The organism is Ruegeria sp. HU-ET01832 (assembly GCF_040371315.1).
Classification (GTDB): Bacteria; Pseudomonadota; Alphaproteobacteria; order Rhodobacterales; family Rhodobacteraceae; genus Ruegeria; species Ruegeria lacuscaerulensis_A.
This window is the reverse complement of sequence record NZ_BAABWL010000005.1, coordinates 1-23,318: the sequence shown is the minus strand read 5'-3', so window position 1 is coordinate 23,318 and position 23,318 is coordinate 1. Positions and strand designations below refer to the sequence as shown.

23 protein-coding genes and 1 pseudogene are annotated in these 23,318 nt (G+C 57.6%); 12 read left to right on the top strand and 12 right to left on the bottom strand.

Going from position 1 to position 23,318, the window contains the following annotated elements; genetic code table 11:
* Nucleotides 1–24: 24 nt before the first annotated feature.
* The 5 genes from ABWV79_RS15205 to guaA form a co-directional block, all read right to left on the bottom strand.
* Nucleotides 25–897, bottom strand: coding sequence for an ATPase (locus tag ABWV79_RS15205; RefSeq protein ID WP_353392942.1), 873 nt, complete (start codon nt 895–897; stop codon nt 25–27).
* Nucleotides 898–946: 49 nt separating this feature from the next.
* Nucleotides 947–1,843: a DMT family transporter gene (locus ABWV79_RS15200; protein WP_353392940.1), complete on the bottom strand. Its 897-nt coding sequence runs from the start codon at nt 1,841–1,843 to the stop codon at nt 947–949.
* Between the two features lie 99 nt (nt 1,844–1,942).
* Nucleotides 1,943–3,073 carry an OmpP1/FadL family transporter gene (locus tag ABWV79_RS15195; protein ID WP_170353084.1) on the bottom strand — a complete coding sequence of 377 codons (1,131 nt, stop codon included), beginning with the start codon at nt 3,071–3,073 and terminating at the stop codon, nt 1,943–1,945.
* A gap of 128 nt (nt 3,074–3,201) precedes the next feature.
* On the bottom strand, nt 3,202–4,107 hold the full coding sequence (locus ABWV79_RS15190) for a DMT family transporter (protein WP_353392938.1): 906 nt from the start codon (nt 4,105–4,107) through the stop codon (nt 3,202–3,204).
* A gap of 98 nt (nt 4,108–4,205) precedes the next feature.
* Complete coding sequence (guaA, locus tag ABWV79_RS15185) at nt 4,206–5,765, bottom strand: glutamine-hydrolyzing GMP synthase (RefSeq protein ID WP_353392936.1); 1,560 nt, start codon at nt 5,763–5,765, stop codon at nt 4,206–4,208.
* A gap of 81 nt (nt 5,766–5,846) precedes the next feature.
* Here guaA and ABWV79_RS15180 point away from each other — a divergent pair, with 81 nt between their 5' ends.
* A complete protein-coding gene (locus tag ABWV79_RS15180) occupies nt 5,847–6,293 on the top strand; it encodes a GNAT family N-acetyltransferase (protein ID WP_353392934.1) in 447 nt (148 codons plus the stop codon).
* Here ABWV79_RS15180 and ABWV79_RS15175 read toward each other — a convergent pair.
* Entirely contained in the window at nt 6,290–6,991 is a 702-nt protein-coding gene (locus tag ABWV79_RS15175; protein WP_170353088.1) for a DUF2270 domain-containing protein, read from the bottom strand. The genes ABWV79_RS15180 and ABWV79_RS15175 overlap by 4 nt on opposite strands.
* Nucleotides 6,992–7,146: 155 nt before the next feature.
* Between ABWV79_RS15175 and ABWV79_RS15170 the strand changes: the two genes are divergently transcribed.
* Nucleotides 7,147–8,691, top strand: coding sequence for a trimethylamine methyltransferase family protein (locus ABWV79_RS15170; RefSeq protein ID WP_170353089.1), 1,545 nt, complete (start codon nt 7,147–7,149; stop codon nt 8,689–8,691).
* Here the strand turns inward: ABWV79_RS15170 and ABWV79_RS15165 are convergent, their stop codons facing one another.
* Nucleotides 8,692–8,991 carry a DUF6477 family protein gene (locus ABWV79_RS15165; RefSeq protein WP_353392933.1) on the bottom strand — a complete coding sequence of 100 codons (300 nt, stop codon included), beginning with the start codon at nt 8,989–8,991 and terminating at the stop codon, nt 8,692–8,694.
* Between the two features lie 242 nt (nt 8,992–9,233).
* Here ABWV79_RS15165 and ABWV79_RS15160 point away from each other — a divergent pair.
* Both ABWV79_RS15160 and ABWV79_RS15155 read left to right on the top strand, forming a co-directional pair.
* Nucleotides 9,234–10,340, top strand: a pseudogene (locus ABWV79_RS15160) (DUF6456 domain-containing protein).
* Nucleotides 10,341–10,389: 49 nt separating this feature from the next.
* Nucleotides 10,390–11,313 (top strand): hydrogen peroxide-inducible genes activator, encoded by a 924-nt coding sequence (locus ABWV79_RS15155; protein ID WP_170353092.1) that lies wholly within the window; start codon nt 10,390–10,392, stop codon nt 11,311–11,313.
* Between the two features lie 48 nt (nt 11,314–11,361).
* Here the strand turns inward: ABWV79_RS15155 and ABWV79_RS15150 are convergent, their stop codons facing one another.
* Entirely contained in the window at nt 11,362–11,910 is a 549-nt protein-coding gene (locus tag ABWV79_RS15150) for a peroxiredoxin (protein WP_170353093.1), read from the bottom strand.
* Nucleotides 11,911–12,174: 264 nt separating this feature from the next.
* On the opposite strand from ABWV79_RS15150, the gene lipA reads away from it, so the two are divergent.
* Nucleotides 12,175–13,125 carry a lipoyl synthase gene (lipA, locus tag ABWV79_RS15145; protein ID WP_170353094.1) on the top strand — a complete coding sequence of 317 codons (951 nt, stop codon included), beginning with the start codon at nt 12,175–12,177 and terminating at the stop codon, nt 13,123–13,125.
* Nucleotides 13,122–14,264, top strand: coding sequence for an amidohydrolase (locus ABWV79_RS15140; protein ID WP_353392930.1), 1,143 nt, complete (start codon nt 13,122–13,124; stop codon nt 14,262–14,264). The genes lipA and ABWV79_RS15140 overlap by 4 nt, the downstream gene beginning before the upstream one ends.
* Nucleotides 14,265–14,268: 4 nt before the next feature.
* Here ABWV79_RS15140 and ABWV79_RS15135 read toward each other — a convergent pair whose 3' ends face one another.
* Together ABWV79_RS15135 and hpt are read right to left on the bottom strand one after the other, a co-directional pair.
* Nucleotides 14,269–14,628, bottom strand: coding sequence for a hypothetical protein (locus ABWV79_RS15135; protein WP_353392928.1), 360 nt, complete (start codon nt 14,626–14,628; stop codon nt 14,269–14,271).
* 130 nt (nt 14,629–14,758) lie between these two features.
* Nucleotides 14,759–15,301, bottom strand: a complete 543-nt coding sequence (gene hpt, locus ABWV79_RS15130; RefSeq protein ID WP_353392926.1) for a hypoxanthine phosphoribosyltransferase — start codon at nt 15,299–15,301, stop codon at nt 14,759–14,761.
* A gap of 73 nt (nt 15,302–15,374) precedes the next feature.
* Here hpt and ABWV79_RS15125 point away from each other — a divergent pair, with 73 nt between their 5' ends.
* Both ABWV79_RS15125 and ABWV79_RS15120 read left to right on the top strand, forming a co-directional pair.
* On the top strand, nt 15,375–15,821 hold the full coding sequence (locus tag ABWV79_RS15125; protein ID WP_353392925.1) for a type II toxin-antitoxin system RatA family toxin: 447 nt from the start codon (nt 15,375–15,377) through the stop codon (nt 15,819–15,821).
* A 38-nt stretch (nt 15,822–15,859) separates the two neighbouring features.
* Entirely contained in the window at nt 15,860–17,155 is a 1,296-nt protein-coding gene (locus tag ABWV79_RS15120; protein WP_353392923.1) for an MmgE/PrpD family protein, read from the top strand.
* Here ABWV79_RS15120 and pyrC read toward each other — a convergent pair.
* Complete coding sequence (gene pyrC / locus ABWV79_RS15115; protein ID WP_353392921.1) at nt 17,152–18,189, bottom strand: dihydroorotase; 1,038 nt, start codon at nt 18,187–18,189, stop codon at nt 17,152–17,154. The two genes, ABWV79_RS15120 and pyrC, sit on opposite strands and share 4 nt — an antisense overlap.
* A gap of 151 nt (nt 18,190–18,340) precedes the next feature.
* On the opposite strand from pyrC, the gene ABWV79_RS15110 reads away from it, so the two are divergent.
* Nucleotides 18,341–19,249, top strand: a complete 909-nt coding sequence (locus ABWV79_RS15110; protein WP_170353101.1) for an AAA family ATPase — start codon at nt 18,341–18,343, stop codon at nt 19,247–19,249.
* Nucleotides 19,249–20,505, top strand: coding sequence for a vWA domain-containing protein (locus tag ABWV79_RS15105; protein ID WP_353392919.1), 1,257 nt, complete (start codon nt 19,249–19,251; stop codon nt 20,503–20,505). The genes ABWV79_RS15110 and ABWV79_RS15105 overlap by 1 nt, the downstream gene beginning before the upstream one ends.
* 2 nt (nt 20,506–20,507) lie before the next feature.
* Here the strand turns inward: ABWV79_RS15105 and ABWV79_RS15100 are convergent, their stop codons facing one another.
* Nucleotides 20,508–21,008 (bottom strand): hypothetical protein, encoded by a 501-nt coding sequence (locus ABWV79_RS15100; RefSeq protein WP_170353103.1) that lies wholly within the window; start codon nt 21,006–21,008, stop codon nt 20,508–20,510.
* A gap of 224 nt (nt 21,009–21,232) precedes the next feature.
* Here ABWV79_RS15100 and ABWV79_RS15095 point away from each other — a divergent pair, with 224 nt between their 5' ends.
* Together ABWV79_RS15095 and ABWV79_RS15090 are read left to right on the top strand one after the other, a co-directional pair.
* A complete protein-coding gene (locus ABWV79_RS15095; RefSeq protein WP_353392916.1) occupies nt 21,233–22,201 on the top strand; it encodes an XdhC family protein in 969 nt (322 codons plus the stop codon).
* On the top strand, nt 22,198–23,199 hold the full coding sequence (locus tag ABWV79_RS15090) for a molybdopterin-binding protein (protein WP_353392914.1): 1,002 nt from the start codon (nt 22,198–22,200) through the stop codon (nt 23,197–23,199). The genes ABWV79_RS15095 and ABWV79_RS15090 overlap by 4 nt, the downstream gene beginning before the upstream one ends.
* Nucleotides 23,200–23,318: the final 119 nt, after the last annotated feature.

The window sequence follows — 23,318 nt, the reverse complement described above, 5'->3', positions numbered from 1 at the left end:
GGAGTTACAGTGTAGAGGCGGTAATTAAGCGTGGTTAGAGCGGGTCTCAAGGGTGCGTTCGATCAACTCATCGAAATCACCCGCGTCACGAACGCTGTGCATATCATTTGCAGTGACCGTCACGCCCCAATTGTCGGCCATCGCCTGATAGCGCGGTTGCCGATGCGCTAACGCGCGCGCATAGGTCCACCGAACAAAAGCATCTGGATCGACCTCGGTCGCGCTGCAGCCTTGTTCCGCAAGATATTCCTCCCAAACTCGTGTCAGGAACTCTGGCTGGTAGGACATCGGTTTAGGGGCTTTGTCAAACCTGCGGACCAACTCGGCGGTGTGATCCTCATCGCCTTTTAACCAGATCATCAATGTCTGGCGCGACAATTCCGACAAGACCGGATCGCGCGCATTATCGGGATCAACCCACTCGCAAATAGAACCGCCCGTGTCGCAAATGAAATGCGGATATTGGTACAGGCGCTTGGCACGATCAATGAAATATTCGGTGTCCAGAAGAGCGTGAATTTCGGCCAGGCGAAACTGCTCTTGTCGGCGGCGATACTCCGACAGTTCCAACCCGCCGAGCGCAGGATTGCCCGGCTTGCCCAGGTAAGCGGCAACAGGGGTCAGGTTTTCGAACGAGATATTCGAGCCAATGTAAATCGAATCCGACAACAGAAGATCGCGCAGAAAAGGGACCTTCATGGCTTGGGCTTTGGCGTTATCGATAATGTATTCGCCCATGTAGCGTGTGCCGATGCGATAATCGATCGAGTAGTGAAACCAGTCTCCAGAATCCCTCAGGACATTCGAGACATAGGTTTTGCCAAGCCCTGACATGCCGAAGAAAAGCACTTTCTTCCGTTCTCCGTCCCGCCACTCTTTCGCCGAATTGTAGATCATCGACCGCTATCCCTTTTTTCGACCTTGCTAATTCGGGGCAGCGGCGGCGTCAATCGCGCGCAGCGGATCGGTTAAGTATTAGCAGCCCAAGTCCGAGAACCGCAAAACCTAGATATGCTTGTACCGGAAGGGCTTCGTCCCTCAGGACACTGCCCAGCAGAATGGCGATGGGCGGAATGACAAGTGTTACTAACATCAGGTTTCCTGCACCCGCCATAGCCAGAACGCGGTAATACAAAAGGTACGCACCTGCGGTCGCGACCAGGGCGTAATATGTGATCGCGACCCACGTTATCGCAGGCAGATTGAGCACGGGTATCCCGTCGGTCATCAAGGTTATGGGAAGGATCACCACCGTAGCTCCAGTTAACATCCCCGCTGCTGCAACGGTTGGGGGAAGATGCGCAAGCGTAACTCTCGCCCATGCGCTGGCGAAAGCGTATGACAGGGCGCCGGCAATGATCGCCAGTTGGGCGACGTTTTGTATGTTAAAGCTCGCAAAGTTCCGCCAGCCAATGGCGATAGTGACACCCAGAAAACCTAACCCGACACCAAGGGCGCGGGCTTTAGTCAGCCTTTCGTCCCGGAACAGCATGGCGGCAACCAATACACCGAAAACCGCCGTGGCCGCGTTGAGGATCGAGGTCAGCCCGGTGTCGATATACAACTGACCCCATGCCATAAGGGTGAATGGGATAGCGTTATTCAGCAGCCCCATGACAAGAAACGCACCCCATGTACGCAGGTCGGTCGGGACGCTTTGTTGTTTTGCCCAGACTATTAGCCACAAAGCTAGCATCGCCCAGAACACACGATGCAGAACAGAAGTCATCACAGGGATTGTGTCCAAAGCGATGCGGATCGCCAAAAAGGATGCACCCCAGATCAGCCCCAGAAGTAAAAGCTCGGCCCATGCGCGGCCAGAGAGATGTTTTTGATCAGCCATATGTTTGTTTCTCATATCGCCAAGGCTGGAGGCGACCCGAAACATGCGAAAAAGCCCCACCGATTGGGCGGGGCCTTTGAATGGTTTGGATTAATCTGATTAGTCCAGCGCGTAGGTCAGCTGCAGACCGACGCTCCAGGCCGAGTTTCCGCTGAACTCGCCGCCAGTGGTTGTGGTCGCGTCGCCGATATCTGTGTAGCGAATACCGCCCGAGATCTGAGCTTTCTCAATCGAGTAGGTGCCACCGACACCGACGCTCCAGAAACCATTGGTCGGGCCCAGGTTGGACACCTCGGAGCCTGTGTCCCTTTCATAGCCCAAGGAGAATGCTCCGGAGAATTCATCCGAGAACTGATAGCCCACACCCAGTGTGTATGTGAACGTTTCGTCAGCAAAGCTCACAAGTGGATCACTGTTGGGCGGCAGCGCTGTGAACGCCTGAGGCGAAACGTCAGCCTGCGGCCAATCAACCCAACGCACAGAGCCGAAGACCAGAGTTTTAGGTGCAACGCCGGTTTGGAAATCCAAGTTGATGGACTGAGGCGTCTCGACCCTGGTTGTTGAGTCCACGGTCTGGAGAACAACTCCTGTCGGTCCCAAAGCATTGAAAGATTCAGTAGTGCCTATGTCGTGGGTGATCTTAGAATTGTAGACCAAAGAAACACGCGCGGCAATTTCAGGACGTTCCCAAGCAACACCTACCAGATATCCAAAATCCGTAGTGTTGTCGAAATCCACCTCGTAACCCAAGACGGCGGGAACCGCTACGTTTGCATCAATTCGCTGACCTCGGATACCACCAAGTGCGCTGAAACCGTTTCCAACTTTGTAACGAAGCACGGCGGTGATGGCATCGACATCGGCTTCTGCACGCAGAACATCAGTTCGTCCACCAAATGGTGCAAGGGGGTTTAAAGAAAGCGGGTAATTCGACGGGTACTCAACGTCTGCACCAAAGGGCTGATCATAAAGAAGCGCAAAATCCAATTTATCCGTCAGGGCCCGTTTGTAGCCCAGACCCGGAGAGAAAAAGCTTTCACCGACGTTTCCGGAATCCACACCATTCTGCTCACCGCTGATATCTGGGTTTGCGTAACCCAGGCGCGCCTGGACCACCGAACCATCTTCGAAAATCAGGTTGATGCCCTGACCGCTGCGATCAAGTCCTGCGGCATGCACGCCAGTCGCGCCAACGCACAAAGCGCACGCTTGTAGAAGCGCCTTTTTCATGAATTTCCTCCCTTATACTTTCCTGTATGCTGCGCGGTGCTGTGATGTGAGTGCGCGCAGTGTGGTGTTTACTTATGATGCTCAATATTCACTCGGGGTTCATTTTAGCGTCAACTGGTGACGGTGCGTTACTTGCGCTGAGTGTCGCGAGGAACTGTTGCTAAACTGTTACGATTTTCGGCGTGAACGTTCAGAAAGATACCTGCAAAGATCACAACGGCCCCTAAAAGCGTCCAGTGATCCAGTGGTTCTTGGTAGAGAATCACCCCGACAATCGCGATTGTCGGCAGTCTGGCGAAGTCGAAAGGCACCACAACTGTGGCCGGAGCAATCGCCAGAGCGTTCGTAATACAGAAATGCGCAAGCAACCCAGCCAGCCCGACGAGCAGCAGGAAAGGGGCGGTTGATAATGTCGGCAAGGTGATCTGGCCATCGAATGCAGAAGCGGCAAACCCGAGGCCGGCCTGAATGACAGTCAGCCAGAACATAATGCACCCGATGCTTGCGAATTGGGTCAGTTTTTTTGTCGAGATCGTCGTCAGGGCAAAGAAGATCGCAGACATGGCGGCGGCCACTACGCCTGCGCTGAGGGGAACGGCCCCCGGACGCGCCACGATGAGGATACCGAGGAATCCGATCAGGGCCGACAGGACGCGAATTGTGGTCAAACGCTCACCCAGCAGGAGCGGAGACAACAGGATCACCCAGATGGGCTGCGTAAATTCCAGTGCAAACACTTGCGCCAGCGGAATAACCGAAACGGCGTAAAACCACAGATTTTGCCCGGTGAAATGCAACACGTTCCGAACGCCGTGCAGCCCCAGCCTGTGTGTTGAGACCTGATGCCAACTGCCGGTTGCCGTAAGAACAAGGCCGACCACCAAGATGCCGACAATGCTGCGGTAGAACATGATTTCGAACGTGTCATGCGTCACGCTCAGCTCGCGTCCGGCTACCGCCATTGAGGAAAACGAAGCGATCGCACCGACCATCCATAAAGCGGCCTTGCCGATTTGCGGTCTGGAAGTTTCCATGCAAGGCCCTGTTAACTCTGATGTGTATTGTTCTGATACGTAACCGGAAATCTGTCGCGCAGAAACAAAAAAGCCGGGCGATGGCCCGGCTTTTTGCGTCATTCCCATTCGATTGTGCCCGGAGGCTTCGAGGTGATGTCATAAGTGCATCGGTTGATGCCCTTGACCTCGTTGATGATCCGCGTGGCGGTTTCGCCCAGGAATTCATGGGTGAAGGGGTAGTAATCTGCGGTCATACCATCGACCGAGGTCACGGCCCGAAGGGCGCAGGCATAGTCATAAGTGCGCCCGTCACCCATTACACCCACGGTGCGCACGGGCAGGATAGCCACGAAGGCCTGCCAAATCTCGTCATAAAGGCCGTGTTTACGAATTTGGTCGATATAGACGGCATCTGCCTCGCGTAGAATTTCCAGCTTTTCGCGGGTGATTTCGCCAGGGCAGCGGATCGCCAGGCCGGGGCCGGGGAAGGGGTGACGACCGATGAAACTCTGAGGCAGGCCCAGTTCGCGGCCCAAAGCGCGGACCTCGTCCTTGAACAGTTCGCGCAGGGGTTCAACCAGCTTCAGGCCCATTTTCTCGGGCAGGCCGCCGACATTGTGGTGCGACTTGATCGTGACCGAGGGGCCGCCGGAAAAGGACACCGATTCAATGACATCGGGGTAGAGCGTACCTTGTGCCAGGAACTCGGCCCCGTCGATGGTGTCGGCGTGTTTCTGGAACACGTCGATGAACAGCTTGCCGATGATCTTGCGTTTGGTCTCGGGGTCGGACTGGCCTTCCAGCTCACCAAGGAACAGCTCGCTTTCATCGGCGTGGATTAGCTGGATGTTATAGTTGTCGCGGAACATGCCGACGACTTCCTCGGCCTCGTTCTTGCGCAGCAACCCATGGTCGACGAACACACAGGTCAACTGGTCGCCGATCGCCTCGTGGATCAGGATCGCTGCGACCGAGCTGTCGACGCCGCCAGACAGACCGCAAATGACTTTCTTTTCGCCCACCTGTTCGCGGATTTGTTCGATCATCTGCTCGCGATAGGCGTCCATGGTCCAGTCGCCGCTGAACCCGGCCAGTTTGACGAAATTCTCATACAGTTTCGCACCTTTGGGGGTGTGGTGCACCTCGGGGTGGAACTGTACTGCATAGAAATGGCGCGCGCTGTCGGCGGTGATGGCAAAGGGCGCATTTGGAGACGTCCCGAACACCTCAAACCCCGGAGCGATTTCACTGACGTGATCGCCATGGCTCATCCAGACCTGCTCGTCACCCTCGGCGAACCAACCGTCCAGAATGTCCAGCTGACCCTTGGGAGTGACGAAGGCACGACCGAATTCGGCAGTACCGTGGCCGCTTTCGACCTTGCCACCCAGTTGGTGCATCATCACTTGCTGGCCGTAGCAGATGCCAAGGATCGGCACGCCATAGTCGAAAATTTCTTGCGGGGCGCGGGGTGAGCCCTCGCGTGTGACGCTGTCCGGTCCGCCTGAGAAGATTACAGCCTTGGGTGCCATCTGGCGCACAAAGTCCATAGTAACATTCTGGTAGGGGTGGATTTCGCAGTAGACGTTAAGCTCGCGCAGGCGACGGGCGATAAGCTGCGTTACCTGGCTGCCGAAGTCTATGATCAATAGGCGGTCATGGGATGTCTGGCTCATGGTTGGCTCTTAGGTCGCGCGGCGGCTATGTGCAAGCGTTATGAGGTCTTTCTGACCAGATACGAGAGGGAGATTGGATCAATGACTGCCATTCGTTTCGCGAACGCGACTCAGAAAGACGCCACGGCGATCACTGATTGCATAAATGCGGCTTATTTAAGCGCGCGTGAATACCTTACCGATTTACCGGATGTGACTGCGGGTATTGATCAGGATATCGCTGACAATAGGGTGGTTATTGCCGTTTCAGATGACCGGTTGGCGGGGGTGATCATTTTTGCACGGCAAGGCGCCGAGATGAAGGTTTTCAATCTGGCCGTATCACCAATGGCACAAGGGCAGGGAATAGCCGGAAAGCTGCTTGCCCGGGTCGAGGCCGAAGCGCGCGACGCCGGATGCACCCTGATGGTATTGCGCACGCATCGGCTGATGCGAGATCCCCGCGCGATCTATGCGCATCTGGGTTGGATTGAAACGGAAGTCAGCGGAAATTCCGTGGCCATGCAAAAAACACTCGAAGCAGATTAGCCCATCGATTCCGATTTTTCGCGACCTCGATGAGAGGCACGGCTGACATCTGCCCGGTAACTCCAGATCGCGATGAGGGACCAGCAAAGTATGTAGAAAATGCCTGTGAGAATAAGAAACTCACCGGGAATGGGGCCGACATCCGCTCGATCGAGGGCCTGATGAAAACTTTCAACCGGCGTCGGATGGACCGAAATCTTGACGCAAAAGGCAAGGCTCTGGATCAGTAAAATCCACAGATAATTCCTTCGGATTCGCCGCCCGATCGCGATCATCAGGCTGACGTGGTAGCGTGGGTGCAAATAGTCCTGAGCCAAAACCTTTTGCCAGTTCTCTTCCATGTGAAGATCGCCGTCATACAGAAGTGGTGCATAGAAATGGGTTTCCAGCCATCTGGCCCGGGCGCGCCACACATTGAAATACCGGTAGCGCCGCGCTTCGAGCATCAGGAAAAGGATAATCAGAACGCCAACAAGTACCAGTGGAAGCGGCGAAGCCTCGGGCGATGAAAAAGAAATCGACAGCGCAACGCCCAATGTGACAACTGCCCAGTTGGTCGTGGTGTCCAGTCGTGTTCGCCAGATCGTGCTCCGGTAGACTTCGCCGCGGTATAGGTGCGCAACTGCACCGATCTCGGCCGCGTCCAGACTTTTTCTTTCCGCAGATGGGCCCGCGGCGTGAGGCGTTTCCGAATCCATGCTTACATTTTGAGCATTCGTGAAATGGGGTCAAAACAAAAGCGAATGACGGATCATGTCGCTTTTACCCCTATTGCGACGTAATCCACGTCTGGTGACTCCGGCTGTTCCGGTAACACAATGTCCAACGTGAACATGTTTAACGGGATCATCTCATGACAGAGGCAAACACCCGACGCAGAGCCAGAAGCGGTGGCGGGGCCGCCCGCCGGGCCGAGCGTACTGCGGTTCGTATCGAAACGGCGAAGTATATCGAGCGCAACATTCCGAACTTTGAAGTTCTGAACGAGGAAGCGCTGGAAATTATCGAAAGCAACGCTGAAACCATTCTGGCCGAGGTTGGCGTCAACTTTGTCGACAACCCCGCTGCACTAGAGCGCTGGAAGAACGCCGGTGCCGACATTGATGGCGAGCGTGTGCGTATCCCCCGAGGGTTGGCGCGTGAACTGATCAAAACCGCGCCCAGCGAATTCACGCAGCACGCGCGAAACCCAGAAAAATCGGTGGTTGTCGGCGGCCGCAACCTGGTTCTTGCACCAGTTTATGGCCCTCCATTTGTGCGTGATGCTCAGGGTGGTCGTCGTTATGCGACCATGGATGATTTCAACAAGTTCGTGAAACTGGCCTACATGTCCAAGTGGTTGCACCACTCGGGTGGTACGGTCTGCGAACCGACAGATGTGCCGGTGAACAAGCGCCACCTAGATATGTTGATGGCGCATATGACTTTGTCGGACAAACCCTTCATGGGTTCGGTTACCGACCCAAGCCGCGCGCAGGACTCGGTCGAGATGTGCGAGATTCTGTTCGGCAAAGAGTTCGTGCAGGAAAACACCGTCATGACCTCGTTGACCAACATCAACTCGCCGATGACCTTCGACGATGTGATGATGGGCTCGCTGGAGGTGTACGCCGCGAACAATCAAGCCTGCATCATCTCGCCCTTCATCGTGGGCGGTGCGATGGCTCCGGTTTCGGTAGCGGGGACGCTGACGCAAGTTCTGGCCGAGGTTCTGGCCGGTGTCGCCTATAGCCAGATCATCCGTCCCGGCGCACCAGCGATCTTTGGCGCGTTTGTGTCGTCGATCGACATGAATTCGGGCGCGCCAACCTTCGGTACGCCTGAGGCGTCTTTGGTTACCTATGGTGCCGGTCAGTTGGCGCGACGCCTTGGGTTGCCATACCGGTCAGCAGGGTCGTTCTGCGGCTCGAAACTGCCTGACGCGCAGGCCGCATATGAAACCGCGAACTCGCTGAACATGGGGCTGATGGCCGGTGTTAACTTTATGCTGCATTCCTGCGGCTGGCTGGAAGGTGGTCTGGTGGCGGACTTTGAAAAATTCGTCATGGATGCTGATCAGTTGGGTGTTCTGCACGGCGTGGCCAAAGGCGTCGCCTTTGACGACAACGCACAGGCGATGGATGCGATCCGCGAAGTGGGCCCCGGTGGTCACTACCTTGGCTGCGCCCACACGCAGGCCAACTTCAAGGACGCGTTCTGGAAATCGGAACTGCTTGACTACAAGCCGTTCGAAACCTGGGAAGATGAAGGCGGTCGGGATACACGGCAACTGGCCACTTCGCGGGTCGAACATCTGCTGGCAAACTACCAGCAGCCGCAGCTCGACCCGGCGATCCATGCCGCTCTGAATGAGTATATCGAGAAGAAAAAGGCCTCTATGCCGGATGCCTTTGCCTGATCACTGATATTGCGCGGCGCGGCTGGCCTTGTACAGCTGCGCCTCGCCCAGTAACGCGATCAACAGGTCCAGATGGCGGACCAGAGAATAGGCGGCGTCTTCGGCCAGCCTTTGCGCGTTTACATCTTTCTCCATTTCCATCAACTGCATGAGTGCCGCGCCAGATCCGGGCAGTGCACCATAGCCCAACAGACGTTGAAGATGACGATCTCGATCGTAGTCCTGCGCTCCGTGTTTTGCAGCCCGCGCCAGCAAACGAGGGCGGCGAAGGGCAGCTATCATGGTCATCAGGTCCTGCATGTCGGGGTTCCTTAGTCCGAGTAAAAGTTGCCCTCTTTGTCACACAACCTAAGCGGGCGTTGCCTTAACAGCATTCCCTCCAAACGATGGTTTCATGAGTGTTTATGATTTTGAAGCAAATCTGGTTTTCGTCCCTGTTGGTTAACGAACGAGTAACGAAAGCGGCTCTAGTTAGAATTGGTTAACACATTTACCGGGGGCGATTGGGAACGGAATTGTTTTGTCGACGAGGGCAAGTAACTATGGAAAATAACGTGGCTTTTACCATTCCGGCTTGGGTACCCGAAGGGGCGCAGAGGTATCTCGCGCATACCGAAACCGGTCAGTCGATCCGCGATATAGCGCGGTCAGCGGGGTGCCATGCGTCGACCATACTCAGACAAATTCGCCGGATTGAGATGCGGCGAGACGACCCGCTGGTGGATGCTGCGCTTCAGACGCTGGCGGAAGCTCATTTTTCGGACGCAGCTCAACAGAGTTGCACCTTTCCGGCCGCTCAGGAAGAAGATCTTGCTGCGGCCGAGGAAAAATTCAATCGAGAGGCGATGCGCGTTCTCAGGCGGCTTTGCGAAACTGGGTCAGTCCTAGCCGTGGCCGAAGAAATGGATAAGGCCGTTGTGGTGCGCGATGCGGGTGACAGCGGTACCACGCGGACGGCTGTAGTGGATTGCAAAACTGCTCAAGCCTTGGCTTTGAAGGACTGGATCACGTGCGATAACCCCGGACGAATTTCACGTTATCGGATTTCGACTTCGGGCCGTGCTGCGCTTAGCCAGCTTGTGGCCGAGGCGGAAAACAAGGCACGTAACCGAAATGATTTCGGGTTGGCCGAGGCACAAGCGCCGTTTCAGACGGCCTCATCCCTTGCGCAAGTGGGCGCTGCAAAGACAGAACGTCCGCGGCGCATACGGTACAGCGCCGCTGAAAGCCCTCTGATCGCCTTGGCGCGGCGTCGGGATCGGGACGGAAAACCTTTTCTGGACGAAGCACTGGTTCGGGCGGGTGAGAGGCTGCGTGAGGATTTTGAACTTGCTCAGATCGGTCCTTAGGTCGCGCAGAACTGGGATCATTTCCTGACGGCAGGAGGGCGCGGCAGTTTTGGCGCGGGTGTGAAGGACGGGCGGGGCTCGTCCGATGCGCGCGATCGGGTCGAGCGGGCTCTGTCCGATCTGGGGCCGGGACTCAGCGATGTTGCACTGCGCTGCTGCTGTTACCTGGAGGGTTTGGAACTGGCCGAGAAACGCATGGGTTGGTCGGCACGCTCGGGCAAAATTGTGCTGCAGATTGCACTTCAACGGTTGAAACGCCACTATGAGAGCCAAGCCGAAAAGAGCCGGATGATAGGCTAGCGCTATAATTTGCGGTTGCGAGAAACGGGCATTGAGATAATCAGGGGTTATGAATTTTACACTCCGACAACTTCAATATTTCAGCGCAGTGGCCGAACAGCGAAATTTCGGCAGGGCGGCGCAGAAATGCAACGTGTCACAACCCGCCCTGTCAGTTCAGATCAAAACGCTTGAGGAAACGCTGGGCGGCCCGCTGTTTGAACGGCAAGCGCGGGACATCCTGTTAACCCCGTTGGGGCGGGATGTTCTGGACTATGCGCAGCAGGTTTTGGGGGCCGCTAGTCGTCTCGACCAGTTTGCTAGGGATCATTCGGGCGGTCACCGGTCATTGTCGATCGGGATCATCCCGACGATTGCACCCTATATTCTACCCGGTGTCTTAGCAGGATTGCGGACGATGGACGTTTCGTTGCGCGTGCAGATTCGCGAGGCGCGCACCGATCGACTGTTGGACATGCTACGGGCTGGTGACATTGATGCGGGGGTCATGGCTCTGCCCTCGGGCGGCTCTGAGTTGTTCGAGCAGCCTTTGTTCGAAGACAGGTTTTTACTGGCGGGCAGTGCTGGCCGGTTGCAAACCATGCAACGCGACACTGAGGCTTTGCGACCGGTGGACCTTCAAACCACTCAGTTGATGCTTTTGGACGACGGGCATTGCCTGACAGATCAAGCGCTGGAGGTCTGCGGTCAGGACCGCAGCAGCGGCTTGATTAATATGGGGGCTTCTTCGTTGGCGACATTGTCGCGTCTTGTTGCCGAGGGATTTGGTTTGACCTTGATGCCGGAACTGGCCGCGCAGGCTGAGATTGGTGCTGTGCGAGGTCTAAGCTTAAAGCGTTTCGGCGCACCACAACCCTTCCGGACCGTAGGGTTGGTGCGCCGGATTTCTACCCGGGGTGAAGACTGGTTTGACAGTCTGGCCGGGGTCATCCGAGCTGTGGGAACGGATATCGTTTCGGCAACGCGGACATGAAAAGACCCGCCAACAGGGCGGGTCTTGCAGAGGTACTCAAAGTCGCGATCAGGCCAGAGTTAGTTCTTTCTCTGCTTCCAGATGCGTCATCAGATTTTCCGGAGATGACACGCCATAGGGGTCTTCGGGGCAGTTATCCATCAGTCCGGGCTCTTCGAACCACGCTTCGACAACGCCGTCGGTGATGATGGCCGCATAGCGCCACGAACGCATTCCGAATCCCAGATTGTCTTTGTCGACCAGCATCCCCATCTTTCGTGTGAACTCACCCGATCCATCGGGAATGACCTTGACGTTCTTCAAGCCCTGATCTTGCGCCCATTTGTTCATGACAAAGCTGTCATTGACCGACATGCAGTAGATCTCATCAATGCCGTTTTTCTTGAAGTCGGCAAAGCCGTTTTCAAAACCGGGCAGTTGGTAGGTCGAGCAGGTTGGCGTGAATGCACCGGGCAACGAGAACAGGATCACGCGCTTGCCGGCGAAGTAATCTGCGGTGGTCTTGTCTTCCCAGCGATAGGGGTTGGGGCCTTCGACGGCCTCGTCACGCACTCGGGTGCGGAAGGTCACTTTCGGCAGTTCGGTCCCGGTCTTCATGTTCAAATTCCTGTGATTCCTGTGTGAATTGAGGCGGATTTAAAACAGTTCTAAATGTGCTTCAATGCGATTGTTTTCGCAGATGCGAATTTTCTGATATTTATTGGAAGACGCTGAAATATCGCAATAATCGATTGAATCAGTACAGTCAGTATTCTGCAGATGCATGGTGCGCGGTCATGGCAGCTATGCACGGGTGGGCTAGCTTGTTACACAGGAATGTACTAAATCCCACTCAAGTGACCCTAAGTCAGGAAAGCCGCCGTGCGTGATCTGAAGATCCCCGAACAACGTCATCCCGAAAAAGCGCATCGTCAGGACAATGCGCAGCCGAAAAAACCGAAATGGATTCGGGTGCGGGCACCAGGGGGCAAGGGCTATGCAGAAACGCACAAGATTATGCGTGAAAACAATTTGGTCACCGTGTGCGAAGAAGCGGGTTGCCCCAATGTCGGCGAATGCTGGAGCCAGGGCCACGCCACCATGATGATCATGGGCGAAATCTGTACCCGTGGCTGCACCTTCTGCAACATCGCCACTGGCCGCCCGGATGAACTGGACGCGTTCGAGCCGGGCCGCGTGGCCCATGCGGTGCAAAAGCTGGGGCTAAACCACGTGGTTATCACTTCGGTGGACCGTGATGATCTTGCCGATGGTGGGGCCGAGCATTTTGCGCAGACCATCCGCGCCGTGCGTCATCGCTCGCCCAAGACCACGATCGAGATTCTGACCCCCGATTTTCTGAAGTGTGATCCTGCGGTTCTGGAAACCGTGGTCGAGGCCAAGCCGGATGTGTTCAACCACAATCTGGAAACCGTTCCCGGCCTCTATCCGCAAGTTCGCCCCGGTGCGCGCTATTTCCACAGCCTGCGCCTGTTGCAGCGGGTCAAAGAGATGGACCCCTCGATCTTCACCAAATCCGGTATCATGGTCGGTCTGGGTGAGGGCGAGCAAGAGGTTCGGCAGGTCATGGATGACATGCGCGCTGCTGATATCGATTTCCTGACCATTGGCCAATACCTACAGCCGACGCCAAAACATCACGGTGTTGACCGCTTTGTAACGCCCGAGGAGTTCGCTTCATACGAAAAGGCTGCTTTTGGTAAAGGTTTCCTGATGGTATCGGCGACTCCGCTAACGCGTTCGTCCTATCACGCAGGTGACGACTTTGCGCGCCTGCGTGACGCTCGTCAGGCAAAGCTCGAACAAGGGTGAGCCCCGAGGCGTTGGCCCGGCTGACCCGGCTGCGGCACGAATTGCATCAATATCCTGAATTGTCCGGGCACGAGACCGAAACGGCCGCCCGGATCGCTGATGAATTGCGCGCGCGCGATGCCGATCAGGTATTGACCGGGATCGGCGGGCATGGCGTGGCTGGAATATTCGACAGCGGCCAGCCCGGGCCCACAGTGGCGATCCGGTGCGAGCTGGACGGGCTGCCAATCCAGGAAATCTCGGATGCAAACTATGCCTCACGCGTGGTGGGCAAGGGGCATCTGTGTGGACATGATGGCCATATGGTCATGGTTCTGGGCGTAGCTGATCATCTGGCGGAGACCCGCCCTAAAAGGGGCCGCGTGGTTCTGATCTTTCAACCCGCCGAGGAGACCGGGCAGGGCGCCGTAGCCTTTCGCGCTGATCCCCAGTTCGCGTCCATCGCGCCGGACCATGTATTTTCGTTGCACAATCTGCCCGGCCTCGCGCTGGGTGAGGTGTCGTTGTGTGCAGGCCCTGCCAACTGTGCGTCACGCGGGATGAGAGTGGTGCTTAAGGGTAAGACCTCGCACGCAGCGGAACCGCAGGATGGAGTCTCTCCGGCAAAAGCGCTTGCGTCTTTGATTCCGCAACTGGCAGGTTTAGGATCGGGCAGCGCACTGAATGCCGATTTCGCCCTGACCACTGTGACCCACGCCCGACTGGGCGAACCCACGTTTGGCGTCGCCCCTGGCGCGGCCGAGCTGTGGGTGACGCTGCGTACCGTGTCCGACACTCGGATGCAGAACCTGATCGCCGAAGCCGAAGGGCTTGTCACTCAAACCGCAGAAACCCAAGGTCTTGCGGTTGAAATCACCCATGAGGATGTGTTCGAGGCCTGCACAAACAACGCGCAGGCTGTAGCCACTGTAGCTGAGGCTTGCGCCGCGCTCGGCGTTCCTTGTACTTTTACGACAGAACCCCAGAAATTTTCCGAGGACTTCGGCCAGTTTGGCAAAAGCGCCGCGGCGGCGATGTTTTGGCTGGGTGCCGGACAAGCGCACCCGCAATTGCACAACCCGGATTATGATTTTCCGGATGCGCTGATCCCTGTAGGGGTAGATGTATTCAGTGCGGTAATTCGATCTCTCGTAGGCTAAGCCCTCAGTTTACAAGATCACCGACGATTCCAACGGCATCAATAACTGTCTTTGTGTCATCGGATATCGACAGGATTTCGTCGTCTACTCGGATATACCGCTGACCGGCGGGCAAGGGTTTCAACTTCCAACCATCCAGATCGTCAAGATAGTCAAAATCCAAGTCATTAGGGATTTTCTGACCTCGCGTATAACGCTTGATCTGTCCGGGCGGTACACCGACACCTTTATTTGTTTTTAGCGACTTTTCAATTTTCGACTTGTCGGGGCCTTTACCTTTTCCCTTGTTGTCTTTTGCATCCGCAATTCCAACTGTTGCGACTAGCGCGAAAGCCGCCAGAATCCCAATAGACAGTGTTTTCATATGTATAAAACCTCCCAAAGTACTCGAATGGTAGTCTCTTGCTGGGAGAAATGTCCAATAATATTCCAATAGATGAATTTTAGATACTTAATCGCTGCTACTCGCGAAAGCCGAATAGATCAGGGACAGCTCAGCCTTCGACAAATCGAACCTTACCGATAAACGGCAGGTTGCGGTTGCGCTGCGCGTAGTCGATGCCGTAGCCCACGACAAACTCATCAGGTATTTCAAACCCGATCCAGTCTGAGCGGAAATCGACCTCGCGCCTGCTGGGCTTGTCGAGCAAGGCGATGGATTTCAGCCGCGCGGGTTTACGGCTGCGCAACAGTTTGGTCACGTGGTTCAGAGTATGACCAGTATCGACGATATCTTCGACGACCAGCACATCGCGGCCTTCAATTGCGCCGCGCAAGTCCTTGAGAATGCGAACTTCGCGACTGCTCTCCATCGAGTCGCCATAGGAGGAGGCCTCAAGGAAATCCACCTCGATTGGCAGATCTAGTTCACGCACCAGATCGGCGATGAATACAAAACTGCCGCGCAACAGACCCACAACAACCAGCTTGTCGGTGTTGCCGAATTCCTGCGTGATCTCGCGGCAAAGTTCTTCGATCCGGGCAGCGATGGCCTTGGCCGAGATCATCTCATCTATCACATATGCGCGGTCTGTCATCACTGCCCCCTTGATCTTTGGCGCGCAACATACGACATGACGCGCCATTGTCACCTGCAAATAGCGGACCGCCATGCCGACCCATTCCGAGACACGTCACCTGCCGTATACCGCTCAGCAGATGTATGACCTTGTCGCAGATGTGGCGAAGTATCCGCAGTTTTTGCCGTGGTGCGCGGCGGCCCGGATCAGGCGCACTTATGCGGCGGGCGAGGCCCAGGTGCTAGAGGCCGATCTTGTGATTTCCTTCAAAGTGTTCCGCGAACGGTTCGGCAGCCGTGTGACGCTACACGCCGAGGATCGCCGGATCGACACCGAGTATCTGGACGGGCCGTTCAAGTACATGAAATCCGACTGGGAGTTCGAAGACGCGGCTGATGGGGGCTGCAACATCTCGTTCCATGTGGATTTCGAGTTCAAGAATGCCATCCTGCAGGGCATCATCGGCGTCGTGTTCAACGAGGCCATGCAGCGGGTGGTCAAAGCCTTCGAGGCCCGCGCCGCAGATTTGTACGGCTGAGGCTTTACCCATCCCCGGCGCACGCTAGACTGCGCCGCATGAGTGATTTTACCAACGCCTTGGCCGGGTTCGCGGCCAGTCCCGTATCCACGTCGCAGCAGGCTCGGATTGTAACGTCTTTGTCCGTTCTGGATTGGCTGGCCGTGGGGCGGGCTGGAGAAGACGAGTCCGTTTCGAAATCCGTACGCGCGCTGGTTCTTGACGAGGGCGGCGAAGCACAGGCGCATCTGTTCGGCGGTGGGGCCGCGCCCTTGCGAGGTGCGGCACTGGTCAACGGGACGGTGTCCCATGCGCTGGATTATGACGACACGCATTTCGCCCATATCGGGCATCCGTCCGTGGCTATTCTGCCTGCGGCCCTTGCGCTTGGCGAGTGGGATGACCGCATTCTGGTAGATGTCCTCGAGGCGGCTTTGGTAGGGATGGAGATCTCGATCCGCGTAGGCCTGTGGTTGGGGCGTGACCATTATCAGGCCGGGTTTCATCAGACCGCAACAGCGGGTGCGTTTGGGGCAGCTGTCGCAGCGGGCCGAATCCTTCGGTTCGATGAGGGTCAGATGCGTAAGGTTCTGGGTCTGACGGCCACACGCGCGGCGGGGCTCAAGGCGCAGTTCGGGACAATGGGTAAGCCCTATAACGCCGGGCTTGCCGCCTCGACCGGGGTCGAGGCCGCGCTGCTGATCGCCAAAGGGTTCGACCCTAACGCGGATGCGCTAGAGGGCCCCCGTGGGTTCGGGGCTACGCATCAGGGGCAAGGTGACGCACAAACTGCGCTGGACGGGTTGGGCGAGGACTGGCTGTTTGAATCTGTCAGCCACAAGTTCCACGCCTGCTGCCACGGTCTGCACGCGGCACTTGAGGCCGCGCGCGCTTTGGACATTGCAGAACCTGAAGTGGCCGAGATCACAGTCAAGACACATCCGCGCTGGATGAGCGTGTGCAATCAGATGTCTCCGTCCACCGGGCTGGGCGCAAAGTTCTCATATCGGACAGTGATTGCGATGCAGGCGCTGGGATATGACACCGCCTTGCCCGCCAGCTATTCCGAGAAAACCTGCGCCGATCCGCGCCTGACATCGCTGCGCAACCGCGTCACGGTCGAGGAGGATGAAACGCTGTCCGAGACGCAAGCCCACCTGACCCTGTTGCGCCGTGACGGCGCGCGCAAAGAGGCCAGTCATGATCTTCTGACCCCGTTGCCCTTGTCCGAGCGTGAGGATCGGGTGCGTGGCAAAGCTGCCAAGCTGATCGGAGGTGACGAGGCGGACGCGATCTGGTCGATGCTGCGCACTGGAGGCCGCGCCCGCGATCTGGCGGCATTGCTAGCGGATTAGACCACGCGCCAATGCAGCGGGAATCCTGGGTCGAACACCGTGACAGGCCCGTCACTAGAGTCGATTTTTTCGGGATACACGACCGGTTCGCCCTTGGTTAGTGTGATCGTGTCCTCATTCACCGGCAGGCCATAGAAACCGGAGCCATTGAGCGAGGTGAACCCTTCCAGCTTGTCCAGCGCGTTTTCGCGGTCGAACATCTCTGCCACCAGTGACATCGTGTTTGTCGCGGTGAAACACCCGGCGCAGCCGCAGGCCATTTCCTTGTTCGCATCTGTATGCGGCGCGCTGTCAGTGCCCAAAAAGAACCGTGCATCGCTCGAGGTCGCAGCGGCCAGCAGCGCCAGCCGGTGTTCCTCGCGCTTGGCGACGGGCAGGCAGTAGTAATGCGGTTTGATCCCGCCAACCAGAATATGGTTACGGTTGATGATCAGGTGATGCGCCGTGATCGTCGCGCCCAGATCAGTGTCATTGGCTTTGACATAGTCCACGCCGTTCGCGGTGGTGATATGCTCCATCACCACGCGCAGGCCGGGGGTCGACTTGCGGATCGGGTCCAGAACGCGGTCGATGAACACGGCCTCGCGGTCGAAAATGTCGATATCCGCATCCGTGACCTCGCCATGCACACACATGGGCAGGCCAATCTCGGCCATCTTTTCCAGCACCGGGCGTATCTTGTCAAAATCCCTCACGCCCGAGGCCGAATTGGTCGTGGCCCCAGCCGGATACAGCTTGCACGCTTTGATCAGACCGCTGGCATGGGCCGCGGCGACGTCTTCGGCATCCGTGTCCTCGGTTAGATAGAGGGTCATCAGCGGTTCAAACGTCATGCCTTCGGGCAAGGCGGCCAGAATGCGGTCGCGATAGGCGGCGGCCTGATCGCCGCGCACCACGGGCGGTACAAGGTTTGGCATGATAATCGCGCGGGCGAAATGACGCGCGGTTTCGGGCAGGACGGCCTCAAGCATCGCGCCATCGCGCAGATGCAGGTGCCAGTCGTCGGGGCGGCGGATCGTCAGGGTATCGGTCATGGCCCCCGGCTAGCACAGTGCGCGCAGCCGTGAAAGGCCCCGAATGCACGGCTGCCCCTTGTCAACATGCCCGAACGTCGTAACTCCTTGCGAAGCCCCGGCCTTGACGCGCGCCCGCCGTCGTGACCTCTTGGGCGCACAGGAGGGGACCATGACGCAGCCAAATTCCATCGACGCCGTTCAGACTATGCTGGGCGATCAGGGCTATGTCTGCGGGCGGGCCTTGGCCACGGTCGTCTTCCTGTCGCTGAAACTGGGCCGCCCGTTGTTTCTGGAGGGTGAGGCCGGGGTCGGCAAGACCGAGATCGCCAAGGCGCTGGCCGCCGGGCTGAACCGCCGTCTGATCCGACTGCAATGTTACGAGGGGCTGGATGCCTCTTCGGCTGTCTACGAATGGAACTTCCCGGCGCAAATGGTGGCAATCCGCACCGCCGAAGCCTCGGGCGGCGCCGACCGGGGTGCCCTGCAATCCGAGCTGTTTTCGGACGACTACCTGATCGAACGCCCGCTGTTGCAGGCTATGCGCCCAGATGAACACGGCGCGCCGGTCCTGCTGATCGACGAACTTGACCGCACGGATGAACCGTTCGAAGCGTTCCTGCTGGAGGCGCTCAGCGATTTTCAGGTTACAATCCCCGAACTGGGCACCGTCAAAGCGCCGGAACCGCCCATTGTCATCGTCACCTCGAACCGCACGCGCGAGGTGCATGACGCCCTGAAACGCCGTTGCCTCTATCATTGGGTCGACTACCCCGATTTCGAGCGCGAGATCGAAATCCTCCACGCCCGCGCACCCGAAGCGGCACAGCAGCTGAGCCGCGAGGTGGTGGCCTTCGTCCAGCATTTGCGCACCGAAGACCTGTTCAAGAAACCCGGCGTTGCCGAAACCATCGACTGGGCCAAGTGCTTGCTGGCATTGGATGTGATTAACCTCAGCCCCGAAGTGATCGGCGACACGCTGGGCGCGATCCTGAAATACCAGGACGACATCCAGAAACTCCAAGGGTCTGAGGCAAAACGTATTCTGGACGAAGCCAAAGCCACGCTCGAACCGGTGTGATGGCGGAGCAGCTTCACCTAGATATCCCAGATGACCCCAAACTGGCGCAGAACATCACCCATTTCGCGCGGGCCCTGCGCAAGGCGGGCTTGCCCATAGGTACGGGCCGTGTTGTCGATGCCATCCGCGCGGTACAGGCTGCCGGGTTCTCGCAAAAGCAGGATTTCTACTGGACCCTGCACGCCTGTTTCGTGAGCCGTCCCGAACATCGCACAGTGTTCGCGCAGGTCTTTCGCATGTATTGGCGCGACCCGCGGTATATGGAGCATATGATGGCCATGATGTTGCCTGCGATCCGTGGTGTTCAGGAAGACCGCAAGGCCGACGCGGGCGAAAAGCGCGCGGCCGAGGCGCTGTTGGACGGTGTCGAACGCGATCAGCCAGAGACGGAAGACACGGGCGAAGAAACTGAGCTTGAGATCGACGCCTCACAAACCGCCTCGACCGAGGAACGCCTGCGCAGTCTAGACTTTGAACAGATGAGCACGGCCGAGATCGCTCAGGCCAAGCGCATATTGGCCCGTATGACGCTACCCGTAAAACCAATCGAATCCCGGCGCGGTCAAGCCAGCCATGTAGGGCAAAGGATCGACCGCGCCCGCACCTTGCGCGCCGCCATGCGCCAGGGCGGAGAGTTGCACGAAATCGCTCGTCAGAAACCCCGAACCCGCTGGCCAAATCTGGTGGTGCTGTGTGATATCTCGGGGTCGATGAGCCGATACAGCCGCATTATCCTGCATTTTCTGCACTCGATCTCGAACGCGAAAGGCGCTGGATGGGCCAAAGTTCATGCGTTCACCTTCGGTACCCGCCTGACCAATATCACCCGCCACCTGCATCAACGCGATGTAGATGCCGCTTTGGCCGCCGCTGGGGCGGAAGCGCAGGATTGGGAGGGCGGCACCCGCATCGGCGAATGCCTGCACGCGTTCAACCGCGACTGGTCGCGGCGCGTCATGGGGCAGGGTGCGGTGGTTCTGTTGATCTCGGACGGATTGGACCGGGGCGAACCGCAAGCGCTGGGGAAAGAGATGGAGCGTCTGCACCTTTCCGCCCGCCGTCTGATCTGGCTGAACCCACTGCTGCGCTGGGACGGGTTTGCACCCAAGGCGCAGGGCGTGGCCGCGATGTTGCCGCATGTGGACAGCTTTCGGGCCGGGCATTCGATTGCCTCGCTTGAGGAGCTGGCCGAGGTCATCTCGAAACCCGATGACATGGGTGAGAAAGCGCGGCTGATGACCGCGCTTTCGAGTTAGGGTTAACTCAGCTGTTCTTCATTGCACTTGCGGGCCATTTCCATGGCCTTGTAGGTGCCAGTCAGATCCACGGTGAAGGCAAATTCCTTCTCGGGGAAGACAAGCATCACCTTTTGCTTGGCAATGTCTTCAGCGAATTGGGGATCATTGGACAGAACGTAACCGCCCGAATACCCCTTGGTGATGTTACCCTTCATGCCGGTGGCTTCACCGATATAGAGGTTGTCGCCCAGCAGAATTGCCACAGCCTCGGTATCGCCGCGCTTGATGTCGGTTTTTTCTTTGGTGAAGACGCCCACATAGCCAACGCCGCGATCTTCGGTTAGCCCCATCTGAACCACGTTCTCGGAGTCATCGATAGCCTCAATCAGGCAGGATTTCTTGTCCTGATCAATGAATACCTTCCAGCCCTCGACCTCGCCATAGCGCAGGAATGTATCTGCACTGACTGCCGTGGATGCCAAAAGTCCGATTGCTGTTCCGAGTGCAAAAATGCGTTTCAACTCTTTGTCTCCCTTGTGAAAATTAAATATGCGCATACTGGAATGCAGCAGATGTATGTGTAGGCTAGAATCTGCTCTGTAGACAATCAATGCTTTGCAGAAAATGGTAAAAACTCAGCCAATTCGCGCCGAAGCCTGACTGCGGCGTCTGACCTTAAAGTCGGGGTTCCTTTTCATCTGGCCAAACCTGCCTATGTTGGGTCAAAGCACTATGGGAGGGCGCAATGGACAGATTTTACAACAGCCCAGAAACTGCGCTGCGCTGGTTCAGCAATGGCAAAAAGGCCGCGCTCGCCACCGTGGTTGAGACTTGGGGAAGCGCCCCGCGCCGTGTGGGCGCGCAGTTGGTCATTGGCGGCGATGGTCGGATCGAAGGTTCGGTTTCGGGCGGTTGTGTCGAAGGCGCTGTGATCGTCGAAGCGCTTGAGGCCATAGATGAAGGCGAAGCACGTCTGTTGGAATTTGGTGTCAGCGACGAAGATGCGTTTGCCGTTGGTCTGGCCTGTGGAGGGACGATCCGGGTGCTGGTCGAGCCCATCGGAAGCGTTCTGCCCGAACCCATGCTTCGTGATCTGGTCGAGGCGCGGGCCGCGCGAGTACCACTCGCCTATGAGGTCAATGTCGAGACCGGCCACCGCGCGCTGCGTCGCAACGCGTATGCCGACCGGCTGCGCATGGATCGCTCGGGGTTTGAAGAGGACGGCAAGACCTTTGTGGCTGTTCACAACCCACCTTTGCGCCTGATTGTCGTGGGTGCGGTTCATATTGCGCAGGCGCTGGTTCCGATGGCACGGATTGCAGGGTATGACCCCGCGATTATCGACCCACGGGATGCTTTTGCGTCCAGCGCCCGTTTTCCGGGTGAAAACATACTGACCGATTGGCCGGATGAGGCTGTTGCCAAGCTGGGTCTGGATTCGCGCACCGCTGTGGTGTTGTTGACCCACGACCCCAAGCTGGACGACCCGGCACTGGAGTCAGCGTTGGCCGCCGGGGTGTTTTACATCGGTGCTCTGGGCTCGACCCGGACCCATGCCAAACGCGTGGCTCGTATGACCGAGGCCGGGTTCACCGAAGATCAGATTGCCCGCATTCATGGTCCGGTTGGTCTGGATATCGGGGCTGCCGATCCGTCCGAAATTGCAGTCGCCATATTGGCACAGATGACCGCCGTGTTACGAGGCAAAGCGTGAAGTTCGGTCCTGTCCCCGTTGCCGAGGCCGTCGGCACGATCCTAGCCCATTCGATCAAGGTCGGTGACCGTAAGCTGCGCAAAGGCATCGCGCTGACGGCAGACCACATCAACGACCTGACCGAGGCTGGCTTTGGCTCCGTCACTGTCGCGCGACTTGAACCGGGTGACTGTCACGAGGATGAGGCCGCCCGGATGCTTGCCGCCGCCTTGGTTCCGAACCCAACCGAGGCGTGTTTACGCGTGACCCAACCTTTCACCGGACGCGTGAATCTGCTGGCGGATGGACCAGGCGTCGCCGTGCTGGATGTTGAGGCGTTGGAGGCCTTCAATCGCGTCAACCCGATGATCACCGTCGCGACTGTTCCGCAATACCAGCAGATGGGCGAAGGCGGCATGGTGGCTACGATCAAGGTTATCTCTTATGCCGTGCCCGGAGGCGATGTGATGCACGCGGCACGTCTGGCGCAGGCATCGATCCGTATGGTCTCGCCGATCCACAAAACTGCGGGTCTAGTGGTGACTGATATTCCCGGCGGCCCGTCGAATGACAAAGGGATTGCCGCAATCAGGGGGCGTGTCGAAGCCTTGGGGATGGAACTGTCAGACGTTCGGATCGTCCCGCATCAGGCGGAACCTTTGTCCTCGGCTGTGTCCGACGCTGAGGGGGATATCGTTATGATCCTGACCGGCTCGGCCACGTCTGACGTGTACGACGTGGCTCCCGAGGCGGTACGCGCCGCCGGAGGGCAAGTGGACCGGTTCGGAATGCCGGTCGATCCGGGCAACCTTCTATTTCTCGGAGCGCTTGGCGAGCGGCCCGTGATTGGCTTGCCGGGCTGCGCGCGTTCACCTGCACTGAACGGGGCCGATTGGGTTTTGTCCCGCGTGGCCTGCGGGATCGAAACAACGGGGCTCGACATCGCAGGGATGGGTGTCGGTGGGTTACTGAAAGAGATCCCGACACGCCCGCAGCCCCGGTCTTCGCGAAAGCCCTGAAGTGGTGGGCTTGCCCGACAATCCTCTGAACCGTCTCAGATTTTTGTTCTCAAATGAAAACCCGCGTGTTTAACTCGACCCGAGGACCAATATGAAACGGGAGGATTTCATGGCACAGG

Bases quoted from the DNA above. Each gene is read 5' to 3' on its own strand.
- ABWV79_RS15205 (WP_353392942.1), bottom strand. From the start codon at position 897: ATGATCTACAATTCGGCGAAAGAGTGGCGGGACGGAGAACGGAAGAAA.
- ABWV79_RS15200 (WP_353392940.1), bottom strand. From the start codon at position 1,843: ATGGCTGATCAAAAACATCTCTCTGGCCGCGCATGGGCCGAGCTTTTA.
- ABWV79_RS15195 (WP_170353084.1), bottom strand. From the start codon at position 3,073: ATGAAAAAGGCGCTTCTACAAGCGTGCGCTTTGTGCGTTGGCGCGACT.
- ABWV79_RS15190 (WP_353392938.1), bottom strand. From the start codon at position 4,107: ATGGAAACTTCCAGACCGCAAATCGGCAAGGCCGCTTTATGGATGGTC.
- guaA (WP_353392936.1), bottom strand. From the start codon at position 5,765: ATGAGCCAGACATCCCATGACCGCCTATTGATCATAGACTTCGGCAGC.
- ABWV79_RS15180 (WP_353392934.1), top strand. From the start codon at position 5,847: ATGACTGCCATTCGTTTCGCGAACGCGACTCAGAAAGACGCCACGGCG.
- ABWV79_RS15175 (WP_170353088.1), bottom strand. From the start codon at position 6,991: ATGGATTCGGAAACGCCTCACGCCGCGGGCCCATCTGCGGAAAGAAAA.
- ABWV79_RS15170 (WP_170353089.1), top strand. From the start codon at position 7,147: ATGACAGAGGCAAACACCCGACGCAGAGCCAGAAGCGGTGGCGGGGCC.
- ABWV79_RS15165 (WP_353392933.1), bottom strand. From the start codon at position 8,991: ATGCAGGACCTGATGACCATGATAGCTGCCCTTCGCCGCCCTCGTTTG.
- ABWV79_RS15155 (WP_170353092.1), top strand. From the start codon at position 10,390: ATGAATTTTACACTCCGACAACTTCAATATTTCAGCGCAGTGGCCGAA.
- ABWV79_RS15150 (WP_170353093.1), bottom strand. From the start codon at position 11,910: ATGAAGACCGGGACCGAACTGCCGAAAGTGACCTTCCGCACCCGAGTG.
- ABWV79_RS15135 (WP_353392928.1), bottom strand. From the start codon at position 14,628: ATGAAAACACTGTCTATTGGGATTCTGGCGGCTTTCGCGCTAGTCGCA.
- hpt (WP_353392926.1), bottom strand. From the start codon at position 15,301: ATGACAGACCGCGCATATGTGATAGATGAGATGATCTCGGCCAAGGCC.
- ABWV79_RS15125 (WP_353392925.1), top strand. From the start codon at position 15,375: ATGCCGACCCATTCCGAGACACGTCACCTGCCGTATACCGCTCAGCAG.
- ABWV79_RS15120 (WP_353392923.1), top strand. From the start codon at position 15,860: ATGAGTGATTTTACCAACGCCTTGGCCGGGTTCGCGGCCAGTCCCGTA.
- pyrC (WP_353392921.1), bottom strand. From the start codon at position 18,189: ATGACCGATACCCTGACGATCCGCCGCCCCGACGACTGGCACCTGCAT.
- ABWV79_RS15110 (WP_170353101.1), top strand. From the start codon at position 18,341: ATGACGCAGCCAAATTCCATCGACGCCGTTCAGACTATGCTGGGCGAT.
- ABWV79_RS15105 (WP_353392919.1), top strand. From the start codon at position 19,249: ATGGCGGAGCAGCTTCACCTAGATATCCCAGATGACCCCAAACTGGCG.
- ABWV79_RS15095 (WP_353392916.1), top strand. From the start codon at position 21,233: ATGGACAGATTTTACAACAGCCCAGAAACTGCGCTGCGCTGGTTCAGC.